The sequence below is a fragment of the Rathayibacter sp. PhB186 genome (assembly GCF_003751825.1).
GTDB lineage: Bacteria > Actinomycetota > Actinomycetes > Actinomycetales > Microbacteriaceae > Rathayibacter > Rathayibacter festucae.
On sequence record NZ_RJKO01000001.1, the window covers coordinates 962,696 to 982,390 of the forward strand.

The following is a 19,695-nucleotide window of genomic DNA, read 5'->3' on the forward strand; positions in this document are numbered from 1 at the left end:
CGGCGGAGGTCAGACCTTCGCGACCTTCAGCATGTATCCGAATCCTCGCTTGGTCTGGATGAGCGATTCCTCCGAATGCGTGTCGAGCTTACGTCGCAGGTAGGAGATGTAGGACTCGACGATGCCCGCATCGCCGTTGAAGTCGTACTCCCAGACGTGATCGAGGATCTGCGCCTTGCTGAGCACCCGGTTCGGGTTGAGCATCAGGTAGCGCAGCAGCTTGAACTCGGTCGGGCTCAGCTCGACCGGCTCGTCGCCGACGAGGACCTCGTGCGTGTCCTGGTCCATCGTGAGCTCGCCGGCGCGGATGACCGCGTCCTCCTCGGCGTGCATCGTGCGGCGGAGGATCGCCTTGATGCGCGCCACGATCTCGTCGAGGCTGAACGGCTTGGTGACGTAGTCGTCGCCGCCGACGGTGAGACCGGTGATCTTGTCCTCGGTGTCGTCCTTCGCCGTGAGGAAGAGGATCGGCGAGGTGTAGCCGGCCGAGCGCAGGCGCTTGGTGACGCCGAAGCCGTTCATGTCCGGCAGCATCACGTCGAGGATGATGAGGTCCGGCTCCTCCTCGAGGACTGCGGAGATCGCCTGGGCGCCGTTGCCCACCGCGCGCACGGCGAAGCCGGCGAAGCGGAGGCTCGTGGTGAGCAGGTCGCGGATGTTGGGCTCGTCGTCGACGATGAGAATGCGGGGTCCGTCCATGCGGACAGTATCTGCGCGTGGCCTGGATGAAGTCTGGGAGTCGTGTGACCGGTTGCTCGTCGAGGGCTCGGCGCCGCCGGAGAGGTCTCCTCTAGGAGGAGCGGCGGCGGCGGACGCCGACCACGAGCATCGCGATCATCATCAGGAAGGCGATCGGCAGGCCGACCAGGGGCAGGGCGAGGACGAACTGCCAGAGGCTCCCGCTGTAGTCGCGGACGCCCATCATCGGCGCGACGAGGACGGCGATGAACGCGATGACGGTCACGACGATGATCGCGACGAACATGTAGGCGAGGACGCGCTCCGCGCGTCCGATGCCCGCGGGCTGCTGTGGCTTCACGGGTCAAGGATAGGGCGGGTGCCGTCCTCTAAACTGATGGCTGCTTCATTTCCAGGAGGGGTTCTGCATGCCTACCGGCAAGGTCAAGTTCTACGACGAGGAGAAGGGCTTCGGCTTCATCAGCACTGATGACGGCCAGGAGGTCTTCCTGCACGCTTCCGCGCTGCCCTCCGGGACCGCGGTCAAGGCCGGCACCCGCCTCGAGTTCGGCATCGCCGACGGCAAGCGCGGTGCGCAGGCCCTCTCGGCCCGGATCATCGACACCCCGCCCAGCATGGTCAAGCTCAGCCGCAAGTCGGCCGACGACATGTCCGTCATCGTCGAGGACACGGTCAAGCTGCTCGACGGCATCGGCACCGGCCTCAAGCGCGGCCGCTACCCCGACAAGGCTCACGGGCGCACGATCGCGACGCTCCTGCGCCGGGTCGCGGACGAGCTCGATGCCTGACGCCGGCGAGACGACCGGCGATCCTTCGCCCGAGACCGACGAGACTCCGGACACCGGGCCCGAGGCCCCGACCGAGGGGTCCGCGGGCTCAGCGGACTCGTCGGGCGGCGTCATGGCGTCGCCCGCTCCCGTGGTGGCCGTCTGGAGCGACGAGATCGACGAGGAGGACGAGGACGACTCCGACGAGGACTCCGACTCCGACGACGGAGGAGACCCGGACGCCGGGTCCGCAGCGGCCGCCGGAGAGCCGGAGCCCGCGCCCGTGTACGAGCTCGACGCCGTCCTCGCCGCCTCGGAGGACCGAGCGCGCGAGGCGCTCCTCGACATCACGACCGCCGACACCATCGGCGACCTGGTCGCGACGCTCGCCCAGGGCGAGCACGTGGTCTCGCTGCAGTTCACGAACCTGATGCGCGGCTACCCGGGCTGGCTCTGGACGGCGACGCTCTCGAGGATCGACGAGTCCGAGGACGTCAACGTCCTCGAGGTCGAGCTGCTGCCGGGCGAGGGCAGCGTGCTCGCGCCCGACTGGGTGCCGTGGTCGGTCCGGCTCGCGGACTACCGCGCGGCGCAGGACGCCAGCGGTGAGCGCGACGAGACCGAGGACGACGAGTACGACGACGACACCGTCGTCGACGGCGACGCGGCGGAGGCGGACGAGGACGAGATCCTCGACGACGACGAGGCCGACGACGACTCGGACGAGGACGACTCGGACGACGACGGCGACGACTCGGACGAGGACGACTCCGACGACGACGACTCCGATGAGGACGACTCGGACGGCCAGGACTCCGGCACCGAGGACGGGTCGGTGGCCTCGGCCGCCGGACGACGCGGCGGCAGCGGTCGCGGACGACGGCGCCGCCGCCGGTGAGGACCCGGCCGAGCGGGGTCGCCCTCGCTCGGCCACGGCGCCGTCCGCGCGCACCGCGCGCGGACGTGGGTGGATCAGCGTCGGTTGCGGCTGTAGAACAGGCCGATCGTGCCGAGGACGACGCCGATCACGACGGTCGACAGGACGAGCGGCGGCACGGTCGCGCCGGCCGCCACGGCGATCAGCACGCCGACGAGGGCGAGCACCCAGACGACGCAGCCCGTGAGGAGCGCCGTCGCGTCGTCGGAGGCGTAGGGCGGGGGAGCGGGGCGGCGCTCGTCCGGACGGAGCCAGAGCCTCATCCCGCGCCTCCCCGTTCCCCGGTCGCTCAGTCGGCCAGGCGCTCGATGACGTGGTCGATGCAGCCGAGCAGCGAGCGGACGTCGTCCGGCTCGATGGCGACGAAGGTCGCCACGCGCAGCTGGTTGCGGCCGAGCTTGCGGTACGGCTCGGTGTCGACGATGCCGTTCGCGCGCAGGATCTTCGCGATCAGCGCGGCGTCGACGGAGGCGTCGAAGTCGACGGTGGCGACGACCTGCGAGCGGTGCTCGGGCACCTCGACGAACGGGGTCGCGACCGGCGAGGCCTCGGCCCAGTCGTAGATCGCCGACGAGGACTCGAGGGTGCGCGCCGACGCCCAGGCCAGTCCGCCGCTCTCGTTCATCCACTGGAGCTGCGACTCCATCAGCAGCAGCGTGGAGAGGGCGGGGGTGTTCAGCGTCTGGTTCAGGCGCGAGTTGTCGACGGCGTTCTGCAGGCTCAGGAACTCGGGGATGTAGCGGCCGCTCGCCGCGATCCGCTCGATCCGCTCGATCGCGGCCGGCGAGAAGAGGCCGAACCACAGGCCGCCGTCCGAGGCGAAGTTCTTCTGCGGAGCGAAGTAGTAGACGTCGGCCTCGGCCGCATCGAAGTCGATGCCGCCGGCGGCGCTGGTCGCGTCGATCACCGTGAGGGCGCCCTCGTCGCCGTGTACGCGGCGGACGGGCGCCATGACGCCGGTGGAGGTCTCGTTGTGCGGCCAGGCGTAGACGTCGACGCCCTCGAGGACCTCGACTTCGCTGCGCGAGCCGGCCGGGGCCGAGACGACGTGCGCGGGCTCGAGGAACGGCGCGGAGGCCGCCTTCGCGAACTTCTGGCCGAACTCGCCGAAGGTGAGGTTCTCGGCGCGGCGGTCGATCAGCGAGAAGGCGGCCGCGTCCCAGAAGGCGGTGGAGCCGCCGTTGCCGAGCAGGACCTCGTAGCCCTCGGGGATGCGGAAGAGCGTCGCGAGGTGCTCGCGCACGGACCCGACCAGCTTCTTGACCGGGGCCTGCCGGTGCGAGGTGCCGAGGAGGTGCGCGCCCTGCGTCGCGAGGTGCGCGAGCTGGTCGTGCCGCACCTTGGACGGGCCGCAGCCGAACCGCCCGTCGTGGGGGAGGAGCTCGCGAGGAATGGTGACGTCCGGCATGCGTTAATACTAGGGTTCCCGGCCCGCCCCGCCTTCGACCATCGGAGGCCCTGCGCCCTGCCCCGTCGACGGAGACGGGACACGGTGCCCAGTAAGGTTGTTCGCGCTGAGACCGGAAGGCTGAGATGACGGATCTGATCGACACGACCGAGATGTACCTGCGCACCATCCTGGAGCTGGAGGAGGAGAACATCATCCCCCTGCGGGCCCGCATCTCCGAGCGGCTCAGCCACTCGGGTCCCACCGTCTCGCAGACCGTCGGCCGGATGGAGCGCGACGGCCTCGTCGTCGTCTCCGGCGACCGCCACCTCGAGCTGACCGGCGACGGACGCCGCAAGGCGATCCACGTCATGCGCAAGCACCGCCTCGCCGAGCGCCTCCTCCACGACGTCATCAAGCTCGACTGGGAGTTCGTGCACGAGGAGGCCTGCCGCTGGGAGCACGTGATGAGCGAGCAGGTGGAGCGCCGCCTCCTCGAGATGCTCGACCACCCCACCGAGTCGCCCTACGGCAACCCGATCCCGGGGCTCGACGAGCTGGGGGACACTCCGGCGTCGCGGTTCGCGGACGGCGTCATCAGCATCCCCCGCTTCGTCGCCGGCTCGGCCGAGCCGCAGCGCGGCACCGTGCGCCGGCTCGGCGAGCCCGCGCAGGTCGACCCGGAGCTGCTGCTGCAGCTCAAGCAGGCCGGTGTCGTCCCCGGGGCCGAGGGCGAGTTCTCGGCGCTCAACGGCTACGTGCTCGTGCGCATCGACGGCGCGGAGGCGGGCATCGAGCTGCCCAACGAGGTCGCTGCGCACATCTTCCTCGTCAGCTGAACGCCCGCTCCACGCGCACTAGCGCATCGAGGCTCGGGGCGGGACACGATCTCGTCTCCGGTTGGTGACAAATCGGTAACGGTCGCTTACGCTCTGTGGAGCCCCGCGCCCGAACCCCGGTCGTGAGGCGCGGGGTCCGACGTCCCTTCCCGTCTCGGACTCCGTGAACGCCGATGCTTCGCGCACGTGAGACGGGACAGCTGCCTGGGCTGGCGGGACGTCGGAGGTCCTCCCCCTTGCCCCAGAACCCCACCACCCCTTCCGGTTCCCCCGACCGGTTCCGCTCCACCCACCCGGACAGCCCCCGCAACGCGTCCTCCTTCGAGAACCGGCCGCCGGTGATCCGCGCCCGCTACACCGACGAGGCGCCCGTCGCCCGCCGGGCCGTGCCGTCGGCGCCGTCCCGCCGGGCCGACGTCACCGACTTCGTCCCGACGCCCGCCGGCTCGCCGCGCAAGCGCAGCCGCGGCCGCACGATCGGCAAGGTCGCCATCGTCGGATTCGCCGGAGCGCTCGTCGCGACGATGGCACTGCCCGCCTACGCCTTCTCGCCCGGCACCGAGAGCGACGGGCTGTTCGCCGCCTCGCAGGCCGACCTTCTGCGCCAGGGCGACGCGCAGACCGTCGCCGTCGCCGGGGGAGTGGTCCAGGCCGCGATCGCCCGCGACGGCTTCACCGCCGAGGCCGCGCCGCCGCCGCCCGAGCCGGAGCCGGTCGTCGAGCCCGTCGTCGACACCAGCGACGTCGCCGAGGCCCGCGCCGAGACCGCCGAGAGCTTCAACTCCTACGAGGGAGCCTCGGCCAGCGAGCTCGCGGCGAGCGCGCCGAGCACGAGCTACAGCCTCTCCGCCGTGTTCGACACGGCGCTGCAGTACCAGGGCGTGCCCTACGTCTTCGGCGGTGCGGACCCCAGCGGCTTCGACTGCTCCGGCCTCGTCATGTACGTCTTCGCGCAGTACGGCATCTCGATGCCGCACTCGGCCGCGGGTCAGGCGGCCATGGGCACGCAGATCCCGGTGTCGGAGGCGCAGCCCGGCGACCTGGTGATCATGCCCGGCCACGACGGCTTCTACGCGGGCAACGGCAACATCCTGCACGCGCCGTACGAGGGCGCGAGCGTCCGCGTGCAGCCGATCTGGACGACCGACTACACGATCGTCCGCATCTCCGGCTGACGACGACCGCGAGCATCGGCCGAGAGCCCGTCCCCTCACCGGGGCGGGCTCTTCCGCGTGCCCGGCAGTGCCGGCCCACCGCGCGCCGTGTGAACTGCGGATGACGAAAACCCCGGTTCCTCTGGTGTTCCGGGCGCGAAGGGTTAATCTGAACCTCAGTCCGCTCGCGTGGCGAGCGGAGCGATTCGTCGAGGGACGGAGTGCCGGGATGGCCGAGCGGAACGGGCGCCACTGCGTGGGGCTGCGTTCGCGCGTGCGGCGGACCGACGCGATCCGGGCGGGGATCCTCCTCGCCGCACTCCACTCCGCCGACACTCGGATACGGCACCACGTCACCGTGCGGCTCTGCGCCGCGGCCTCGAAGGGCGCCGTCATCACGACGGCGCCCTTTCGCGTGGTCGCGGCGTCTCCGTGCGGCGGCGTGCGACAGCACGGAGGTCACTGATGCGCACACTCGTCCTCAACGCCGGCTACGAGCCGCTCGCGGTGGTGTCGTTCAAGCGGGCGCTGGTGCTGCTGATGACCGAGAAGGCGATGATCATCGTCGCCGACGAGGAGCACCCGGTGCACGGAGCGACCGGCGACTACGTCCGGCCCTCGGTGATCGTGCTGACGCGCTACGTCCGCATCCCGAGCTCGCGGAGCGTGCCGGTCTCGCGCCGGGGGGTGCTGCGGCGCGACAACCACCGCTGCGGCTACTGCGGCCAGCACGCCAACACGATCGACCACATCCAGCCGAAGTCGCGCGGCGGGCGGGACACCTGGGAGAACCTCGTCGCCTGCTGCCACCGCTGCAACAACGTCAAGAGCGACCGCACGCCGCTCGAGATGGGCTGGCAGCTGCGCTCCGTGCCGCGGATGCCGCGCGCCGGCTCCTGGCTCGTGCGCGGTGCCGAGCGCACCCAGCCCGAGTGGGACGACTACCTCACGGCGGCGGCCGCCTGACCCCCGCCGCGAGATGCCACTTGTGCACGCGCGACACGGCGTGTCGCGTGCACAAGTGGCATCTCGCGGGGAGCAGGGGCGGGGCTACTCGTTGTCGCCGCCGGTGGCCTCGGAGGCGTTGCCGGAGCGGGAGCCGGACCAGGTCCAGTTCGCGACCTCGGGGATGTCCTCGCCGTGCTCGCGGGTGTACGCGCGGGCGCGGATCCGGGCGTCCTGCATCTCCTGGCGGAGGCCCGCCGCCTTCGCGCCGAGGCCGGGGGTGCGGTCGATGACGTCCATCACCAGCGAGTAGCGGTCGAGGTCGTTGAGCATCACCATGTCGAACGGCGTGGTGGTCGTGCCGTTCTCCTTGTAGCCGCGGACGTGCAGGTTGCCGTGGCCGGTGCGCTTGTAGGTCAGCCGGTGGATGAGCCACGGGTAGCCGTGGTACGCGAAGATCACCGGTCGGTCGGGTGTGAAGACCGCGTCGAACTCGCGATCGGAGAGTCCGTGCGGGTGCTCCGACTCGGACATCAGGCGCATCAGGTCGACGACGTTGACGGTGCGGATCGCGAGGTCGGGCAGCGCCTCGCGGAGGATGCTGACGGCCGCGAGGGTCTCCAGGGTCGGCACGTCGCCGGCGCAGGCCATCACCACGTCGGGCGACTCGCCGCGGCGCTCGCTGCTCGCCCACTCCAGGATGCCGAGGCCGCGGGTGCAGTGCGTGACCGCCTCCGCCATGGTGAGCCAGGCGGGAGCGGGCTGCTTGCCGGCGACGACGACGTTGACGTAGTCGACGCTGCGGAGGCAGTGGTCGTAGACCGAGAGCAGCGTGTTCGCGTCGAACGGCAGGTAGACGCGCACCACCTCCGGCTTCTTGTTGACGACGTGGTCGATGAAGCCCGGGTCCTGGTGGCTGAAGCCGTTGTGGTCCTGGCGCCAGACGTGGCTGGAGAGCAGGTAGTTGAGGCTCGCGATCGGGCGGCGCCACTCGATGTCGCGGGTGCCGTCCAGCCACTTCGCGTGCTGGTTGAACATCGAGTCGATGATGTGGATGAAGGCCTCGTAGCAGGTGAAGAGCCCGTGCCGGCCGGTGAGCAGGTAGCCCTCGAGCCAGCCCTGGCACTGGTGCTCGGAGAGCACCTCCATCACGCGGCCGGCGCGAGCGAGGTGGTCGTCGAGCGGGCTGAGCTCGGCGTTCCACTGCTTGTCGGTCGCGGCGTAGACGCTCTGCAGCCGGTTGCTGGCGACCTCGTCGGGGCCGAAGATCCGGAAGTTCGTCGGGTTCTCGCGGATGACGTCGGCGAGCCACTCGCCGAGCACCTTCGTCGCCTCCGCGACGGTGCCGCCCGGCTCGTGCACGACGACCTCGTAGCGCCGGAAGTCGGGCAGCCGGAGGGTCTGGCGGAGCAGGCCGCCGTTGGCATGCGGCGTCGCGCTCATCCGGAGGTCGCCCTCGGGTGCGAGTGAGCGGACGCGGTCGGCGATCCCGCCCTCCTCGGTGAACAGCTCCTCGGGGCGATAGGACCGCATCCAGGTCTCGAGCAGGCGGGTGTGCGCCTCGGTGTCGCGGGCGTTCGCGAGCGGGACCTGGTGGGCGCGGTAGGTGCCCTCGACCTGCACGCCGTCGATCTCGGCCGGGCAGGTCCAGCCCTTCGGGGTCTTCAGGATGATCATCGGCCAGGCGGGGCGGGAGAGGTCGCCCTCGGCGGCGCGCGCCTTGATCGCGGCGATGCGGTCGAGCACGGTGTCGAGGACCGCGGCGAAGCGCTCGTGCACGCGCATCGGGTCCTCGCCGTCGAAGCCGCCCTCGACGGTGAACGGCTCGTGGCCGTAGCCGCGCATCAGGCTCTCGAGCTCCTCGTGCGGGATGCGGGCGAGGACCGTCGGGTTGGCGATCTTGAAGCCGTTGAGGTGCAGGATCGGCAGGACGACGCCGTCGGTCGCGGGGTTCACGAACTTGTTCGAGTGCCAGCTGGTGGCGAGCGGGCCGGTCTCGGCCTCGCCGTCGCCGACCACGGCGGCGACCAGCAGGTCCGGGTTGTCGAAGGCGGCGCCGTAGGCGTGGCTGAGCGAGTAGCCGAGCTCGCCGCCCTCGTGGATGCTGCCGGGAGTCTCGGGGGCGGCGTGGCTCGGGATGCCGCCGGGGAAGCTGAACTGGCGGAAGAGGCGGCGCAGGCCGTCCTCGGTCTCGTCGATGTGCGAGTAGATCTCGCTGTAGGTGCCGTCGAGGTAGGCGTTGGCGACCATGCCCGGTCCGCCGTGGCCGGGGCCGGTGATGTAGAGGGTGGGCTGCGCGCGCTCGGTGATCGCGCGGTTGAGGTGCGCGTAGATCAGGTTGAGGCCGGGGGTCGTGCCCCAGTGGCCGAGCAGGCGCGGCTTGATGTGCTCCCTCGCGAGGGGCTCGCGCAGCAGCGGATTGGCGAGGAGGTAGATCTGGCCGACCGCGAGGTAGTTCGCGGCGCGCCACCAGGCGTCGATCGTGTCGAGGGTGGCGGGGTCGAGCGGACTGTCGTCGCGGGCGGCCCAGACGTGCTGAGCAGCGGCGGTGGTGTGGGATGCGGCCATGCTGCAACGCTCCCAGGCGAGCGCGCGGGGCGGAAGGGCCTTGCGGGCGGCGGGGCGCCGTCCGGACGGGGCTGCTCGCCGCAGAACATCAGCTGAGAAGGGAGGGCATCGCTCCTCAGCGGATGCCCCCCTCTCTCAGCTGATGTTCTGCGGCCGGATCAGCCGCGCGGGGTGGCTCGGCGGAGGATCAGGGCGCCGAGGACCGCGGACAGGACCGTCGGGACGAGCAGCAGGGCGAAGGCGCCCGTGAAGCCGATCGCCTCGAAGGCGAGCCAGACGGAGTCCCAGCTGTCGGTGAGGGTGAACAGGGCGACCAGGCCGACGATCAGCGCACCGAGGGCGAGGAAGAAGACGGTCATCCCCGTGGCCCGCCAGCGGACGAAGACCGCGGCGACCGCCGAGCCGGCGAAGAAGAAGAAGAGGAAGAGGTTGAAGACCGCGAAGGTCTGGGCGAGCCAGGAGACGTCGCTGTAGGCGGCGGCGCGGAACATGTAGCCGCCGAGCCCCCAGCCGTTCGTCGCCTGCTCGAGCGCGGACATCGTGGAGTAGAGGACGGTCCAGGCGGCGGACAGGCCGACGAAGGTCAGCGCCGTGCCGAGGGAGTAGTCGCGGCGGGTCGAGCCGTAGCCCAGCGCGAGGGCGAAGGTGACATTGGTGGCCTGGACGGCGACGACCAGCATGTAGATGAAGATGAAGGTCGTGCCACCGGTGATCTGCACGCCGGAGTCGCCGCCGGCCGCCGGGACGCCGACCATCCGCAGCACGAGCAGCCAGATGATCAGGCTGCCGACGAAGATCGCGCCGAGGATCGCGAGCGGGGTGACGAGCAGCGTCGCCGGGTTCGCGAGGTGCAGGCGGACGATGCTGAGCAGGCGGTGGCGCGCGACGGAGCGCTGCGGGGCGAGGGCGGTCATGAGGCGGCCTTTCCGGTGGTCAGCTGGACGACGAGCTGCTGGAGCGAGACGGGCTCGAGCTCGAGGCCGCGGTGGCGGGCCTCGTCGCGGTCGGCGGTGCCGAGGTGGGGGAGCGTCGCGGTGGCGAGGCCGCCGACTCCGCTGCGGGAGAGGACCTCGCGGCCCTCGGTGAAGGAGTCGACCGCGGCGCGGCTGCCGGTGACGGTCGCGGCGGAACCGCGCAGCTCCTCCGTGTCGCTGTCGACGAGGAGGCGGCCGTCGTCGATGACGAGGACGTGCTCGAGGAGGCTGCTGACCTCGTCGATCAGGTGGGTGGAGAGGACGACGGTGCGCGGGTGCTCGCCGAAGTCGGCGAGCAGGCGGTCGTAGAAGAGCTGCCGGGCGACCGCGTCGAGGCCGAGGTACGGCTCGTCGAAGAAGGTCAGCGGGGCGCGGGAGGCGAGGCCGACGATGACGCCGATCGCGGAGAGCTGGCCGCGGCTGAGCTTCTTGACGCGGCGGTCGAGCGGGAGGCGGAAGTCGACGATGAGCTCTTGGGCGAACTCCTCGTCCCAGCCCTCGAAGAACCAGCGGGCGCTGCGGAGGACGTGCTTGACCTTGAAGTCCTCCGGGTACTTCTGGCTCTCCTTGATGAAGCAGGTGCGGGAGAGGACGGCGGCGTTCTCGACGGGTGTCTCGCCGAAGACGCGGATGCTGCCGGTGCTCGCGAACTCCTGGCCGGTGAGCAGCGACATCAGGGTGGTCTTGCCGGCGCCGTTGCGGCCGAGGAGGCCGTGGATCCGGTTCTCCTCGAGGGTGAAGCTGACGTCGGAGACGGCGTGCATGCTGCCGTAGTGCTTGCTGAGGCCGGCGACCTCGATGACCGCGCTCATCGCGATCCCCCTTCGATGTCGGTGATCATGGCGGTGAGCTGCTCGCGGGTGAGGCCGAGCTTGGCGGCCTCCGCGAGGAGCGGGGCGACGAACTGGTCGCGGAACTGCGTGCGGCGCTTCTCGACCAGGCGGTCGCGCGCTCCCTCGGCGACGAACATGCCGATCCCCCTCTTCTTGTACAGGACGCCCTCGTCGACGAGCAGGTTCACGCCCTTGCCGGCGGTGGCCGGGTTGATGCGGTGGAACGCGGCGAACTCGTTCGTCGACGGGACCTGGTCCTCCTCGGGCAGCGCGCCCGCGATGATGTCGTTCTCGATCTGCTCGGCGATCTGCAGGAAGATCGGGCGGGAGTCGTCCATGGGGCTCCTTCCCTCGGTCTGGGGTGCTTGATGGTGTGTTGGTTCGTTGGTGCAGTAATTAACCAACCACGCAGCTCGTGCTGTGTCAAGAGCGACGGCTCCGGGCGATCGGTACACTGGACGGCACCGGCCTCTGTAGCTCAATGGAAGAGCGACTCCGTCCTAAGGAGCAGGTTGGGGGTTCGAGTCCCTCCAGGGGCACCACTGCTAAATGCGCTCTGATCAGGAGAAATCACTGATGCACGCGTCTCCCAATCCAGGCGGTGTGCCGAACCGGGTGCCCAGGCGCCCGCCCTGATGGCTGCAAGCCGGTCGACGGCGTCTCTCTGCATCGTTTCGGCGACGTGGGAGTAGACGGCCATCGCGACCGAGATGTCGCTGTGGCGTAGGCGCTCCTGCAACACCTTCGGGTGAATACCCGCGCTGAGGAGCAGCGTTGCGTCAGTGTGCCGCAGCACGTGAAGCGCCATGACCGGAAGCGCCTCGCCGCCCAAGCGGCGTCGACCTGCGGCCACCCTCTTGCTCGGAGCGCTCACAGACCGAATTTCGTGCGGTGTCGGCGCGACGCTCCGACGAACGAGTGCCTGCCGACGACACGGCCCAAGTCGGGTACGAACACGGGTCGACCGGCGGCGCTGAACCTGGGAGCCTCAACAGGGGTCCCGGCGCGCTAGACAACCTTGCTACCGTGAGGGGGCTGGTGCCATCGAGGATCAAGCTCCATCTGGGTCGGCTGGTGCTGGTCGACGCTAACGAAAGGTCAACTGTGAGTTCGATTTCAGGCTTTCTCCGAATCGAGTCGTTTCGCACCACAGTTCGAGACCTCCTTACCGTGGAACCGAAGAGGTTCGACGCTCTAGTCGAAACTGCTCTAGTCGAGCTTCGAGACGATTCGCCAGAGATGGCGGCACCGGAAACATCCGAGGAGCTCGAACAGAGGGCCATGTTGCTCCTCCTGCAGGCCGCGGCGACCGACGACGCTGACGACGTGATGGAGGATCTCCGCGGCGCTGCAGATTTGCGCGACGCTACGTTGGAGCGGCTGAGGCCAGCACTTTCTCGTGCGGAGAGCGCTCGTGAGCAATTATTGGCAAACCGCATGCGGAATTCATTTCTTCCGATTCTTACCTCATCGCGGTTTGCGATTGATCTGCGGGTCATACAGGGGATCGAAGCGCCGGTCGCATTGCCTGTGGTAACTACGCGCTTCGAATTTGACGAGCCGGTATCGGGCGGCGGGCGTGCCTTTGTTTTTCAACTGAACGAACGAGAGTTGGAAATATTGATCGCCCAACTTTCCAATGTCCAGTCGGCGTTACAAAATCTGCAAATCCCGGGAGACGGGGTACGGGTAATACATGCCGGGAGTGAGGCTGCGAGGTGATTATGGGATCATCTGGCGATGCGGCCACAACTGTGGTGTTCAACGCCGACACTACGTTCTGGGCGGCTCTCTTTTCTTTTGGTACGGCAATAGTAACTGCAATCGGGGGGCCAATCATCCGGAAGTTCTTTCCGACAAAAGATGGCGCAGCCGACACTGTGAATACGATTGCAACGGATGCGTTCAAGCAGCTTCACGAGTCGGTGGCCGGTGTAGTAAAATTGTCGGCACGGGTTGAGAGTCTTGAAACGAGCGTAAATCAATCGCTAGTCATTTTGAATGATCTCAACAGGAAAAAGGGCAGGTAGCTTATGGAAGCTGTTGGGGCAAGCCTCCCCTTCCTCACTTTTGTCGTCTTTCTCGTTAGCATTTTCATTCCCATTAGGACAGAGGTAATCGCTCGTCGAAAGCGACGTGACCTAATGACGGCGCTGCAGGGAATTGCGGCGGGCGCTCGTGAGTTGAAGGCGCTGGCGCAGGAAGCTGCGTCCGTAGCGGATTTTGAGCGGCATGAGAACACGACGATCCTCGACGTCAGTCTTACCGCAAGCCTTCCCTCTGTTGAAAGTCTTTACGTAGCTCATTTCGATCCGGTCTTTTCGTCCGTGGAGGCTCTTGGAAAAAACTCCTTCGAGCATTTTCCTGGTAAGGGAGCGCCTTTCGTTTCTTGGGCATGGCCAGAGGATGCCCTTTCGGGAGTTCGCTCCCATGTCGATTCCGATCTAAAGCATCATGAAATTTCGTGGGCAATCGAGACCGACGCTCACCTGCGAGCCGTGACCGACGCTCACTTACGGAGCCAGAGGCCGGACGAAGGCAACAGTCCGTTGGCAGGTTTCCCCTCCTCGTGGTGGAAGAACGTCGGAACGCGTGCGCCTGTTGCCCTGTAATTCAGTATTCGGCACGTAGAGGGCAGACGGCGACAACCTCACTTTTTGCACGCAGACTCTCTCACTTTTACTATGAGAAAAATAAGGCACCATCTTTTGATCGGCGTCGTCGTCCTGTAGTGAGAAAAGACTGGCGTGCAGCTGCGCGGCGACGATAACGTGATTGATGGCTCGCAATGGTCTCCTCAAGGCGGGGCAAGATCGAGCTAAGTCACGGACCGAATCTGCAGAGACTTGCGGCGGTGCAGGTGGCCTCGAACCGGTGCAGGGAGATGGCCGCGCAGGTTCCGGGATTGACGTTTTGAGCGATGGTGTGGAACACGAGCCTGTTCCGTTCGTCAAGAATAGGCTTGAGTGTCCTCTTGATCGCAGCTCACTCAGCTGCCAGTTCCGGCGCATGATTGCTGTAGGCCCTGCCTGCTAGTGCCCGTGTGACTTCGAGCAGTCAGCGTAAAAACTTGGCGTTGTCGAAGAACGCGCTGGCGGTTGAGGCGGGCAAATAAACCACGAACATTTGAGAGGCAAGCAAGACCGCGTTCTCGAGCAGACTGTAGGCGATCACGAGGGCTCCTATTGCTAGCGTCACGCGATTCAAGATCCCACTCACGACGTCATCTCCGGCCAATCAACGCTTCTCCGCGTGCTCGCTTTCCATGCTCCGCACCGTAGCGACGGTGAGCAGCTCCAGCAACCATCAACCGCTGCTGAACCTGCGGTCCCGGGGGCGAGGGCTCGATATACATCCGACTCGCGATGAGCACGCGATTCCCTCGCTGACGTTGCAGAATGCCCCGCGGTAAGCAGAAGCTCGCCGACGAGCAGACAATTCGCCCCAGAACCGCACAGCGCTCCCTCGACGATGCGCAAGCCGAACTCCGCGAGGTCGTCGGCGACCTCCTCAACGAAGGCGAATCCATCCGCGAAGTCGCAGCCGCCGCCGAGATCTCCACCAACACCGTGCAGAAGTGGAAGCGTGCGGAGCAGGCGAGTGGGCTTCCTCGACATTGGTCAGACTTAGGCTGCTGCAGCAATTAGGTCGGAGAGCCCCTCGAAGCGAGAGTCGTCAGCCATGACTCGTTCGAAGTCCTTGCGCGCCATGCCCTTCTTCCCTGACGCCAGGTACGTCTTCCCCCGTTCGATCAGCGCCAGGTTCTTCAGCTCCGACGGCCGCGACCGCACGCGGAGCGCCTCCTTCAGGGCCTCAATTGCAGCGTCGTAGTAAGACAGCTCTCGTAACGCCGCTCCGCGCTGCATTAGAAGGTAGGTCGAGGGCTCATCCTCGTTCGTGAGCCCGTCCGTCAATTCAACGACATCTCTCCACCGCCCTTGCTCGGCGTAGAGCTCGGCAAGAGATACAGCCGCAAGTGTCGTGGGTTCCAGACCTTCGACAACTTCCGTCGCTCGCCCAAGATTCCCGGCGTCCTGCTCGATCTCGGCCAGGAGGAGCCCGATCGCGCTGCTATCCACGGGCATCACAGCCGCGATCCCAGTCGCGATGGGGAGGGTGATGGTCTGGTCGATCAGGTACTTCTTCGCCGGCTCGTCCGACTCCGGACGGTAGCCGGACGTAACCAGCCAGTCGAGCAGCGCCCTAGTGCGCGCTAGGTCGCCGTTCTTGGTGGAGTAGAACATCACTTCAGCGAGGCTGAGAACCCCAGCTGCAGTCGGAGTCTCAGCGGCGAGGCGCTGCAGCGACGCCGCGTCCCCGGTACCCGTCACGGTCTTGTGCAGCGCTTTCTCCCACGCCGGCGCGAACATGCCGGGCTTCGGCTTCGTCAGTGGAACAGGCGTCGCCGGGGCGCTAGCTCCTTGCGGCGTGCCCTTCGCCACTTTCGGCCTCCCTGCCGTCGCACTGTACGAGATGCCGCTACCCGGGATGCCAACAGTGCTAGTGACACCCCTCCGGCTGTTGACGCTCACTCGAGCGCCCTTGACCCCCGCGCTCAACCCGATGGACTTCGGCGATACCGACATCCGCACACCAGGCGCGATCTTGAACGACTTGCGCACGCGAAAACCCATGAGAATCCTCCTATTGGTGTTCGGAGACTAGTGGAGCGTCGGCTCGTGGCTCTACGCCTGATCGTTCCAGACCCCGTCGTGGGGCGCTGGCAGAACAGCGAACGCGACGAGACCACGCGGCATGGCACCAGCGGCGGCCAGAGCTACGACGACCATTGTGATGAGCGGGTAGATCAGGAGGGGGTGATGGCAGACCCGAGTTGACTTCGTACCGCCAGCCGGTTTGTCGCTCGCGGTGAGGCTAGCCTGCCTTCGTCCAGTTGGCGCAGGAAGTCGACTCGAAGATCTCGCCGTCCACTAGGGTCACCGTCGCTGGCCCCTGAACGATGTTGTTGTTCACGATCTCGGCGTCGCTCCCCGTGCCGCTCTTCCACGCGTAGTAGCAGCCGACAGGGTTCGCCCCGGTCGGACCCGTTGTTGTGTAAGTGCCGGCAGCAATACCCTGCCCGATGACGCGAGTTCCGTTCCCGAAGCTATTCGCGGCGGCGGTCTGCTCGGCTCCCGACACCTTGGACTCTCGCGCAGCGAGGGCGACCTCCCGCTCATCGAGCGTCTTCGTGCGGGCATCCGACTCAGCTTCCGCTGCCGTGGCTCTCTCGCTGGCTGTGACGGCGTCTGCCTGCGCGTCAGCTGCCTCGTCTCGGGCGGTTGCGATCGCCTCCGTCAGACCCTCATTGCGCAACCGGATCTCCTCCGCGTTACTCGAGAGTTCGTCTCGTTCTGCAACGACGGCTCGGTAGTCGGACTCGGACACGCCTGTCGGCTTTGCAGCGAAGCCAATCGCAAATCCGACGGCCAGCAGTAGCAGAGCCGCAGCTAGGAGGCGGGCGGACAACGGCGCTTTCGCTAGAGCCAGCCGGCCGTGGCTCAGCTGGCCTTCAGCACCTGACGCTCTCATGGTCGCGAGCCTACCCACAGCGGAAGCCAGTAGTCCTACCCTGGCCAATCACAGGACGCGCTTGACCCGATACCGGCCCCGTATCCTACCCAAGGCGCGACTCGGGCCTCTCCGAACTGACTCCTCCGCCTACTGGGCGATGGTGAAGACGCCATCGGCGCCACGGTCGGGGTGGTAGGACCAGGAGAACGAGACATCGCCCCACTCTTCCGTCTGACGGCCGTTGAGTGACGTCGTCTGATTGACGTGCGAGACGACCGATTGGGGAGCGTCCGTCTCCGTCAGTAAACACTCCAACTCGGAGTAATCCAGACCCGCGAAATCCTCTTCGCCTTCGCTATCGATGGTGAGCGTACGGTCCCCGTCAGACAGTGCTGCCCCCTCGGTGTTGGTCACGCACTCCTCAACAGCATTCGTCAGGGCAGAGGCGGACTGCGATCCAGTGGCACCGCCAACGAGCGAGACGGCGGCGACGATGCCGCCTACGAACAACCCGCCGAGTACAAACCCGCCTGCGGCGCCTATGAGCAGGGACGACGTGCTCAAGCGCGTCTTCGGTTCGGTTCTCGGTACGGGCTGCGGCAGAGGGTTGTCGGTCACAAGCTCACAGTACCGATGTGGCCAAGGTGGCGGCGTTGCTCTTTGCCGCAGACGATCCGCCTCCGGTGCACAGGCTCAGAAAGAAGAGAAAGCTAGCGATGCGACCGTCCGAGATCTCGAACTTGATGATTGCTCGTGCTAGCAGCAGCGAGGATCTCGGCTGGAAAGTAGTCGTCACTTACCAGGACTGCCACACCTAGGTCTGCCTCACTCGCACCGAGCGAAACGTCGCTGGCGGGGACGCGTTGCGCGACGCCGCTGAATCGTTCCTCGCGTGGTCTCGCAGGCGCTATCTCTGCGGATCGTAACGACCTTCGCCGAGGTCGAGGTGGCTAGTGGCTCGGTCGCTGAGCAGGCCGACGTCGGCCGCGTCCGCGGCGCTTCGGCAGCCACGGTTGATCCGGCACGGTGGGGCGACGCTATGCGCCAGTCCGGCGTCACTGAGGGAAGCTCGCCTACTGTCGTCTGCAGAGACAGCGGGTTCCTCGGTCAGCGGTGCGCCGTCCGCCGTCGGCGGAGGTGCGGATGCGCTGGATGAGGCACGGCCGGAGCCAGCCGGCGTGCGGTGGGCGCCTCTCGTGGCTGCGCTCGCCGATCGTCCCGCTCGCGGTTCTGGCGTTCGCGGTCTACTCGATCTACTCGATCTCCCGAGCCGACCAGATGCTCACGGCGGGGTACGACCTCGGCATCTTCGACCAGGCGGTGCGGGCTTACTCGCAGTTCCGTCCGCCGCTCTCGCCGCTGAAGGGCGACGACTTCAACCTGCTCGGCGACCACTTCCATCCGATCCTCGTCGTTCTCGCTCCCCTGTACTGGATCTGGGACGACGGTCGCGTGCTTCTCGTGGCGCAGGCGGCACTCGTCGCAATCTCCTCCGTGTTCGTCTGGCGCTTCGCACGTCGCAGGGCGGGCACGGGGGCGAGCTGCCTGCTGGTGGTCGGGTATCTCCTCGGCTGGCCGCTGCAATGCCTCGCCGACTTCGATTTCCACGAGGTCGCGTTCGCGGTGCCGGTCCTCGCGTGGGCGGTCGATGCGATCGACGGCCAGAGGGACAGACAGCTCGCAGCGGCAGCGGTGATTCTTCTCCTGGTCCGGGAGGACATGGGGGCTGTGACGATGATTCTCGGTCTTCTGCGGGTTGCGAGGAGGTCTAGGGCACTTGGCGTGCTCCTCGCCGCTCTCGGGGCAGCGGTGTTCGCGGTCGTGGTGCTGGTTGTGATCCCGGCATTCAGCGGACGCGGATACGCGTACTGGGACTACGGAGACCTCGGGCCCGACTCGGCGAGCGTCGTGCACACTCTCCTTGTTCGGCCCTGGGTCGCGATCACGCTCTTCTTCACCCCGGTCGTGAAGACGTTCACTCTGCTGAATCTCTTCTCGCCGCTTCTCTTTCTTCCTCTCCTGTCCCCGATAACCCTGCTCGGTCTTCCGCTTCTGGCCGAGCGTTTTCTTTCTGATAGGTCCTCGCTCTGGACGAGTGAATTTCACTACAACGCCCCCGTCTGGGTCGTGCTGTTCCTGGCCGCTCTCGACGGCGGAGGGCGTCTTCTCGCCCGAACCGCTCGTTCCTCGCCGCATAGCGGAAGGGTGGCGCTAATCGCGGGAATAATTGTCTGTGTCCTGCCTGTAATAGGTACCTTTGTCGTCGGCGACCGGCAGGCCTACCCGCTGGGTCGAATCGCCGCCGGAGAGGTTTGGTCGATAAGTCAGCACATGATCGACCAGGCTTCGGCGGTCGCCCATGTACCTCCGTCGACATGCGTAGCGGCCGATGATCGTCTGGTCCCGCTTCTCACGCGAACGAATCGGGTGTCGCTTCCGGGTGTGCTTCAGCGACCCCCGGATTTCTATGTCCTGGATCTCGGTCAGGAGGAAGCCGGGTCGGTTCGCGGCCTGAAGATGGAGACGTCGGTCATCCGTGACGACGCGATTGCGGATGGCTACCGCATCATAGCGAGCTTTGGCACTGTTGAGGTCCTTGAGTCGCCGGACTACACCGGTCCGTCGAAAGATTGCGCGCGTTAATGCCGTTGCTTGAGTGGGCCCCGCGGGTGAGTCCGAGGGGCCCACTCAGTCGTTGCTGCGCTCAGGGACGAATGAGACCGGTGTTCCAGGTCTGAGTCGAGTTTCCATTCGGCTGATCCTTATGAATCAGTCTGACTGAGCATTCACCTCTGTTGCCGATGGCGAACACGTAGGAGTTCGTTCGTGCCGACGACGCGTTGAATTCGCCGCCGTCTCCGAACCAGTTGCCGTCAGCGCACCAGAGCTGGAAGTCATAGCGGCCGGCGTTTCCCGGTGTGAACGCGGCACGATAGCCTCCGTTTGACACTGTGGCACACAACGTGCCTCCGGCCGCCGTCACGCAGGACGACGTAGCGGCCGACGCGATCGGTGCCAAGAGCAGTGATCCCGCGGTAGCGGCAAGAACTGCGCAGACGAGAGACGGTTGCATTCTCA

Annotated in this window: 21 protein-coding genes, 1 tRNA gene and 1 pseudogene; 11 read left to right on the forward strand and 12 right to left on the reverse strand. The window is 67.0% G+C overall.

What is annotated here, in order from left to right; genetic code table 11:
• Positions 1–9: 9 nt before the first annotated feature.
• The gene (locus EDF45_RS04575) at positions 10–699 is read right to left on the reverse strand and encodes a response regulator transcription factor (protein WP_085475163.1); all 690 of its coding nucleotides are present in this window, start codon (positions 697–699) and stop codon (positions 10–12) included.
• Between the two features lie 91 nt (positions 700–790).
• Entirely contained in the window at positions 791–1,039 is a 249-nt protein-coding gene (locus EDF45_RS04580; protein ID WP_243582849.1) for a hypothetical protein, read from the reverse strand.
• A gap of 67 nt (positions 1,040–1,106) precedes the next feature.
• On the opposite strand from EDF45_RS04580, the gene EDF45_RS04585 reads away from it, so the two are divergent.
• Complete coding sequence (locus EDF45_RS04585) at positions 1,107–1,487, forward strand: cold-shock protein (RefSeq protein ID WP_123445172.1); 381 nt, start codon at positions 1,107–1,109, stop codon at positions 1,485–1,487.
• Complete coding sequence (locus tag EDF45_RS04590; protein WP_260311785.1) at positions 1,480–2,364, forward strand: DUF3027 domain-containing protein; 885 nt, start codon at positions 1,480–1,482, stop codon at positions 2,362–2,364. The genes EDF45_RS04585 and EDF45_RS04590 overlap by 8 nt, the downstream gene beginning before the upstream one ends.
• A gap of 74 nt (positions 2,365–2,438) precedes the next feature.
• Here the strand turns inward: EDF45_RS04590 and EDF45_RS04595 are convergent, their stop codons facing one another.
• Both EDF45_RS04595 and serC read right to left on the reverse strand, forming a co-directional pair.
• Entirely contained in the window at positions 2,439–2,666 is a 228-nt protein-coding gene (locus tag EDF45_RS04595) for a DUF2530 domain-containing protein (protein WP_123735109.1), read from the reverse strand.
• A gap of 26 nt (positions 2,667–2,692) precedes the next feature.
• Positions 2,693–3,811: a phosphoserine transaminase gene (gene serC / locus EDF45_RS04600; protein WP_123735110.1), complete on the reverse strand. Its 1,119-nt coding sequence runs from the start codon at positions 3,809–3,811 to the stop codon at positions 2,693–2,695.
• Positions 3,812–3,936: 125 nt separating this feature from the next.
• Here serC and EDF45_RS04605 point away from each other — a divergent pair, with 125 nt between their 5' ends.
• The 3 genes from EDF45_RS04605 (at position 3,937) to EDF45_RS04620 (ending at position 6,749) form a co-directional block, all read left to right on the forward strand.
• A complete protein-coding gene (locus tag EDF45_RS04605; protein ID WP_123445176.1) occupies positions 3,937–4,629 on the forward strand; it encodes a metal-dependent transcriptional regulator in 693 nt (230 codons plus the stop codon).
• Positions 4,630–4,865: 236 nt separating this feature from the next.
• Positions 4,866–5,804, forward strand: coding sequence for a C40 family peptidase (locus tag EDF45_RS04610; protein WP_260311788.1), 939 nt, complete (start codon positions 4,866–4,868; stop codon positions 5,802–5,804).
• A gap of 444 nt (positions 5,805–6,248) precedes the next feature.
• Positions 6,249–6,749, forward strand: a complete 501-nt coding sequence (locus EDF45_RS04620; protein WP_123445178.1) for an HNH endonuclease — start codon at positions 6,249–6,251, stop codon at positions 6,747–6,749.
• A gap of 84 nt (positions 6,750–6,833) precedes the next feature.
• On the opposite strand, the gene EDF45_RS04625 is transcribed toward EDF45_RS04620, so the two are convergent.
• From EDF45_RS04625 to EDF45_RS04640, 4 genes are all read right to left on the reverse strand, one after another.
• Complete coding sequence (locus EDF45_RS04625; RefSeq protein WP_123735112.1) at positions 6,834–9,296, reverse strand: phosphoketolase; 2,463 nt, start codon at positions 9,294–9,296, stop codon at positions 6,834–6,836.
• A gap of 158 nt (positions 9,297–9,454) precedes the next feature.
• A complete protein-coding gene (locus EDF45_RS04630) occupies positions 9,455–10,210 on the reverse strand; it encodes an ABC transporter permease (RefSeq protein ID WP_123735113.1) in 756 nt (251 codons plus the stop codon).
• Positions 10,207–11,082 (reverse strand): ABC transporter ATP-binding protein, encoded by an 876-nt coding sequence (locus EDF45_RS04635; protein ID WP_123735114.1) that lies wholly within the window; start codon positions 11,080–11,082, stop codon positions 10,207–10,209. Before EDF45_RS04635 ends, EDF45_RS04630 begins: the two co-directional genes overlap by 4 nt.
• On the reverse strand, positions 11,079–11,441 hold the full coding sequence (locus EDF45_RS04640) for a GntR family transcriptional regulator (RefSeq protein WP_123445182.1): 363 nt from the start codon (positions 11,439–11,441) through the stop codon (positions 11,079–11,081). The genes EDF45_RS04635 and EDF45_RS04640 overlap by 4 nt, the downstream gene beginning before the upstream one ends.
• Positions 11,442–11,570: 129 nt before the next feature.
• Here EDF45_RS04640 and EDF45_RS04645 point away from each other — a divergent pair.
• A tRNA-Arg gene (locus EDF45_RS04645) sits at positions 11,571–11,645 on the forward strand.
• 143 nt (positions 11,646–11,788) lie between these two features.
• Here EDF45_RS04645 and EDF45_RS21700 read toward each other — a convergent pair.
• Positions 11,789–11,977: pseudogene (locus tag EDF45_RS21700) on the reverse strand (tyrosine-type recombinase/integrase); the annotation flags it as partial.
• A 407-nt stretch (positions 11,978–12,384) separates the two neighbouring features.
• On the opposite strand from EDF45_RS21700, the gene EDF45_RS20970 reads away from it, so the two are divergent.
• The 4 genes from EDF45_RS20970 to EDF45_RS04655 all read left to right on the forward strand — a co-directional run bounded on the left by EDF45_RS20970 (position 12,385) and on the right by EDF45_RS04655 (position 14,750).
• The gene (locus tag EDF45_RS20970) at positions 12,385–12,825 is read left to right on the forward strand and encodes a hypothetical protein (RefSeq protein ID WP_132435949.1); all 441 of its coding nucleotides are present in this window, start codon (positions 12,385–12,387) and stop codon (positions 12,823–12,825) included.
• On the forward strand, positions 12,822–13,133 hold the full coding sequence (locus tag EDF45_RS20975) for a hypothetical protein (protein WP_132435948.1): 312 nt from the start codon (positions 12,822–12,824) through the stop codon (positions 13,131–13,133). Before EDF45_RS20970 ends, EDF45_RS20975 begins: the two co-directional genes overlap by 4 nt.
• A 114-nt stretch (positions 13,134–13,247) precedes the next feature.
• The gene (locus tag EDF45_RS20980; protein ID WP_132435947.1) at positions 13,248–13,715 is read left to right on the forward strand and encodes a hypothetical protein; all 468 of its coding nucleotides are present in this window, start codon (positions 13,248–13,250) and stop codon (positions 13,713–13,715) included.
• Positions 13,716–14,501: 786 nt separating this feature from the next.
• Positions 14,502–14,750, forward strand: coding sequence for a helix-turn-helix domain-containing protein (locus tag EDF45_RS04655; protein ID WP_123735115.1), 249 nt, complete (start codon positions 14,502–14,504; stop codon positions 14,748–14,750).
• On the opposite strand, the gene EDF45_RS04660 is transcribed toward EDF45_RS04655, so the two are convergent.
• The 3 genes from EDF45_RS04660 to EDF45_RS20985 all read right to left on the reverse strand — a co-directional run bounded on the left by EDF45_RS04660 (position 14,730) and on the right by EDF45_RS20985 (position 17,031).
• Complete coding sequence (locus EDF45_RS04660; protein WP_207901636.1) at positions 14,730–15,725, reverse strand: DUF4236 domain-containing protein; 996 nt, start codon at positions 15,723–15,725, stop codon at positions 14,730–14,732. The genes EDF45_RS04655 and EDF45_RS04660 overlap by 21 nt on opposite strands.
• 253 nt (positions 15,726–15,978) lie before the next feature.
• Entirely contained in the window at positions 15,979–16,491 is a 513-nt protein-coding gene (locus EDF45_RS04665) for a hypothetical protein (protein ID WP_123735117.1), read from the reverse strand.
• 273 nt (positions 16,492–16,764) lie between these two features.
• Positions 16,765–17,031, reverse strand: a complete 267-nt coding sequence (locus EDF45_RS20985) for a hypothetical protein (RefSeq protein ID WP_148070808.1) — start codon at positions 17,029–17,031, stop codon at positions 16,765–16,767.
• Between the two features lie 738 nt (positions 17,032–17,769).
• Between EDF45_RS20985 and EDF45_RS04675 the strand changes: the two genes are divergently transcribed.
• Complete coding sequence (locus tag EDF45_RS04675; protein ID WP_165909026.1) at positions 17,770–19,260, forward strand: DUF2079 domain-containing protein; 1,491 nt, start codon at positions 17,770–17,772, stop codon at positions 19,258–19,260.
• Positions 19,261–19,695: the final 435 nt, after the last annotated feature.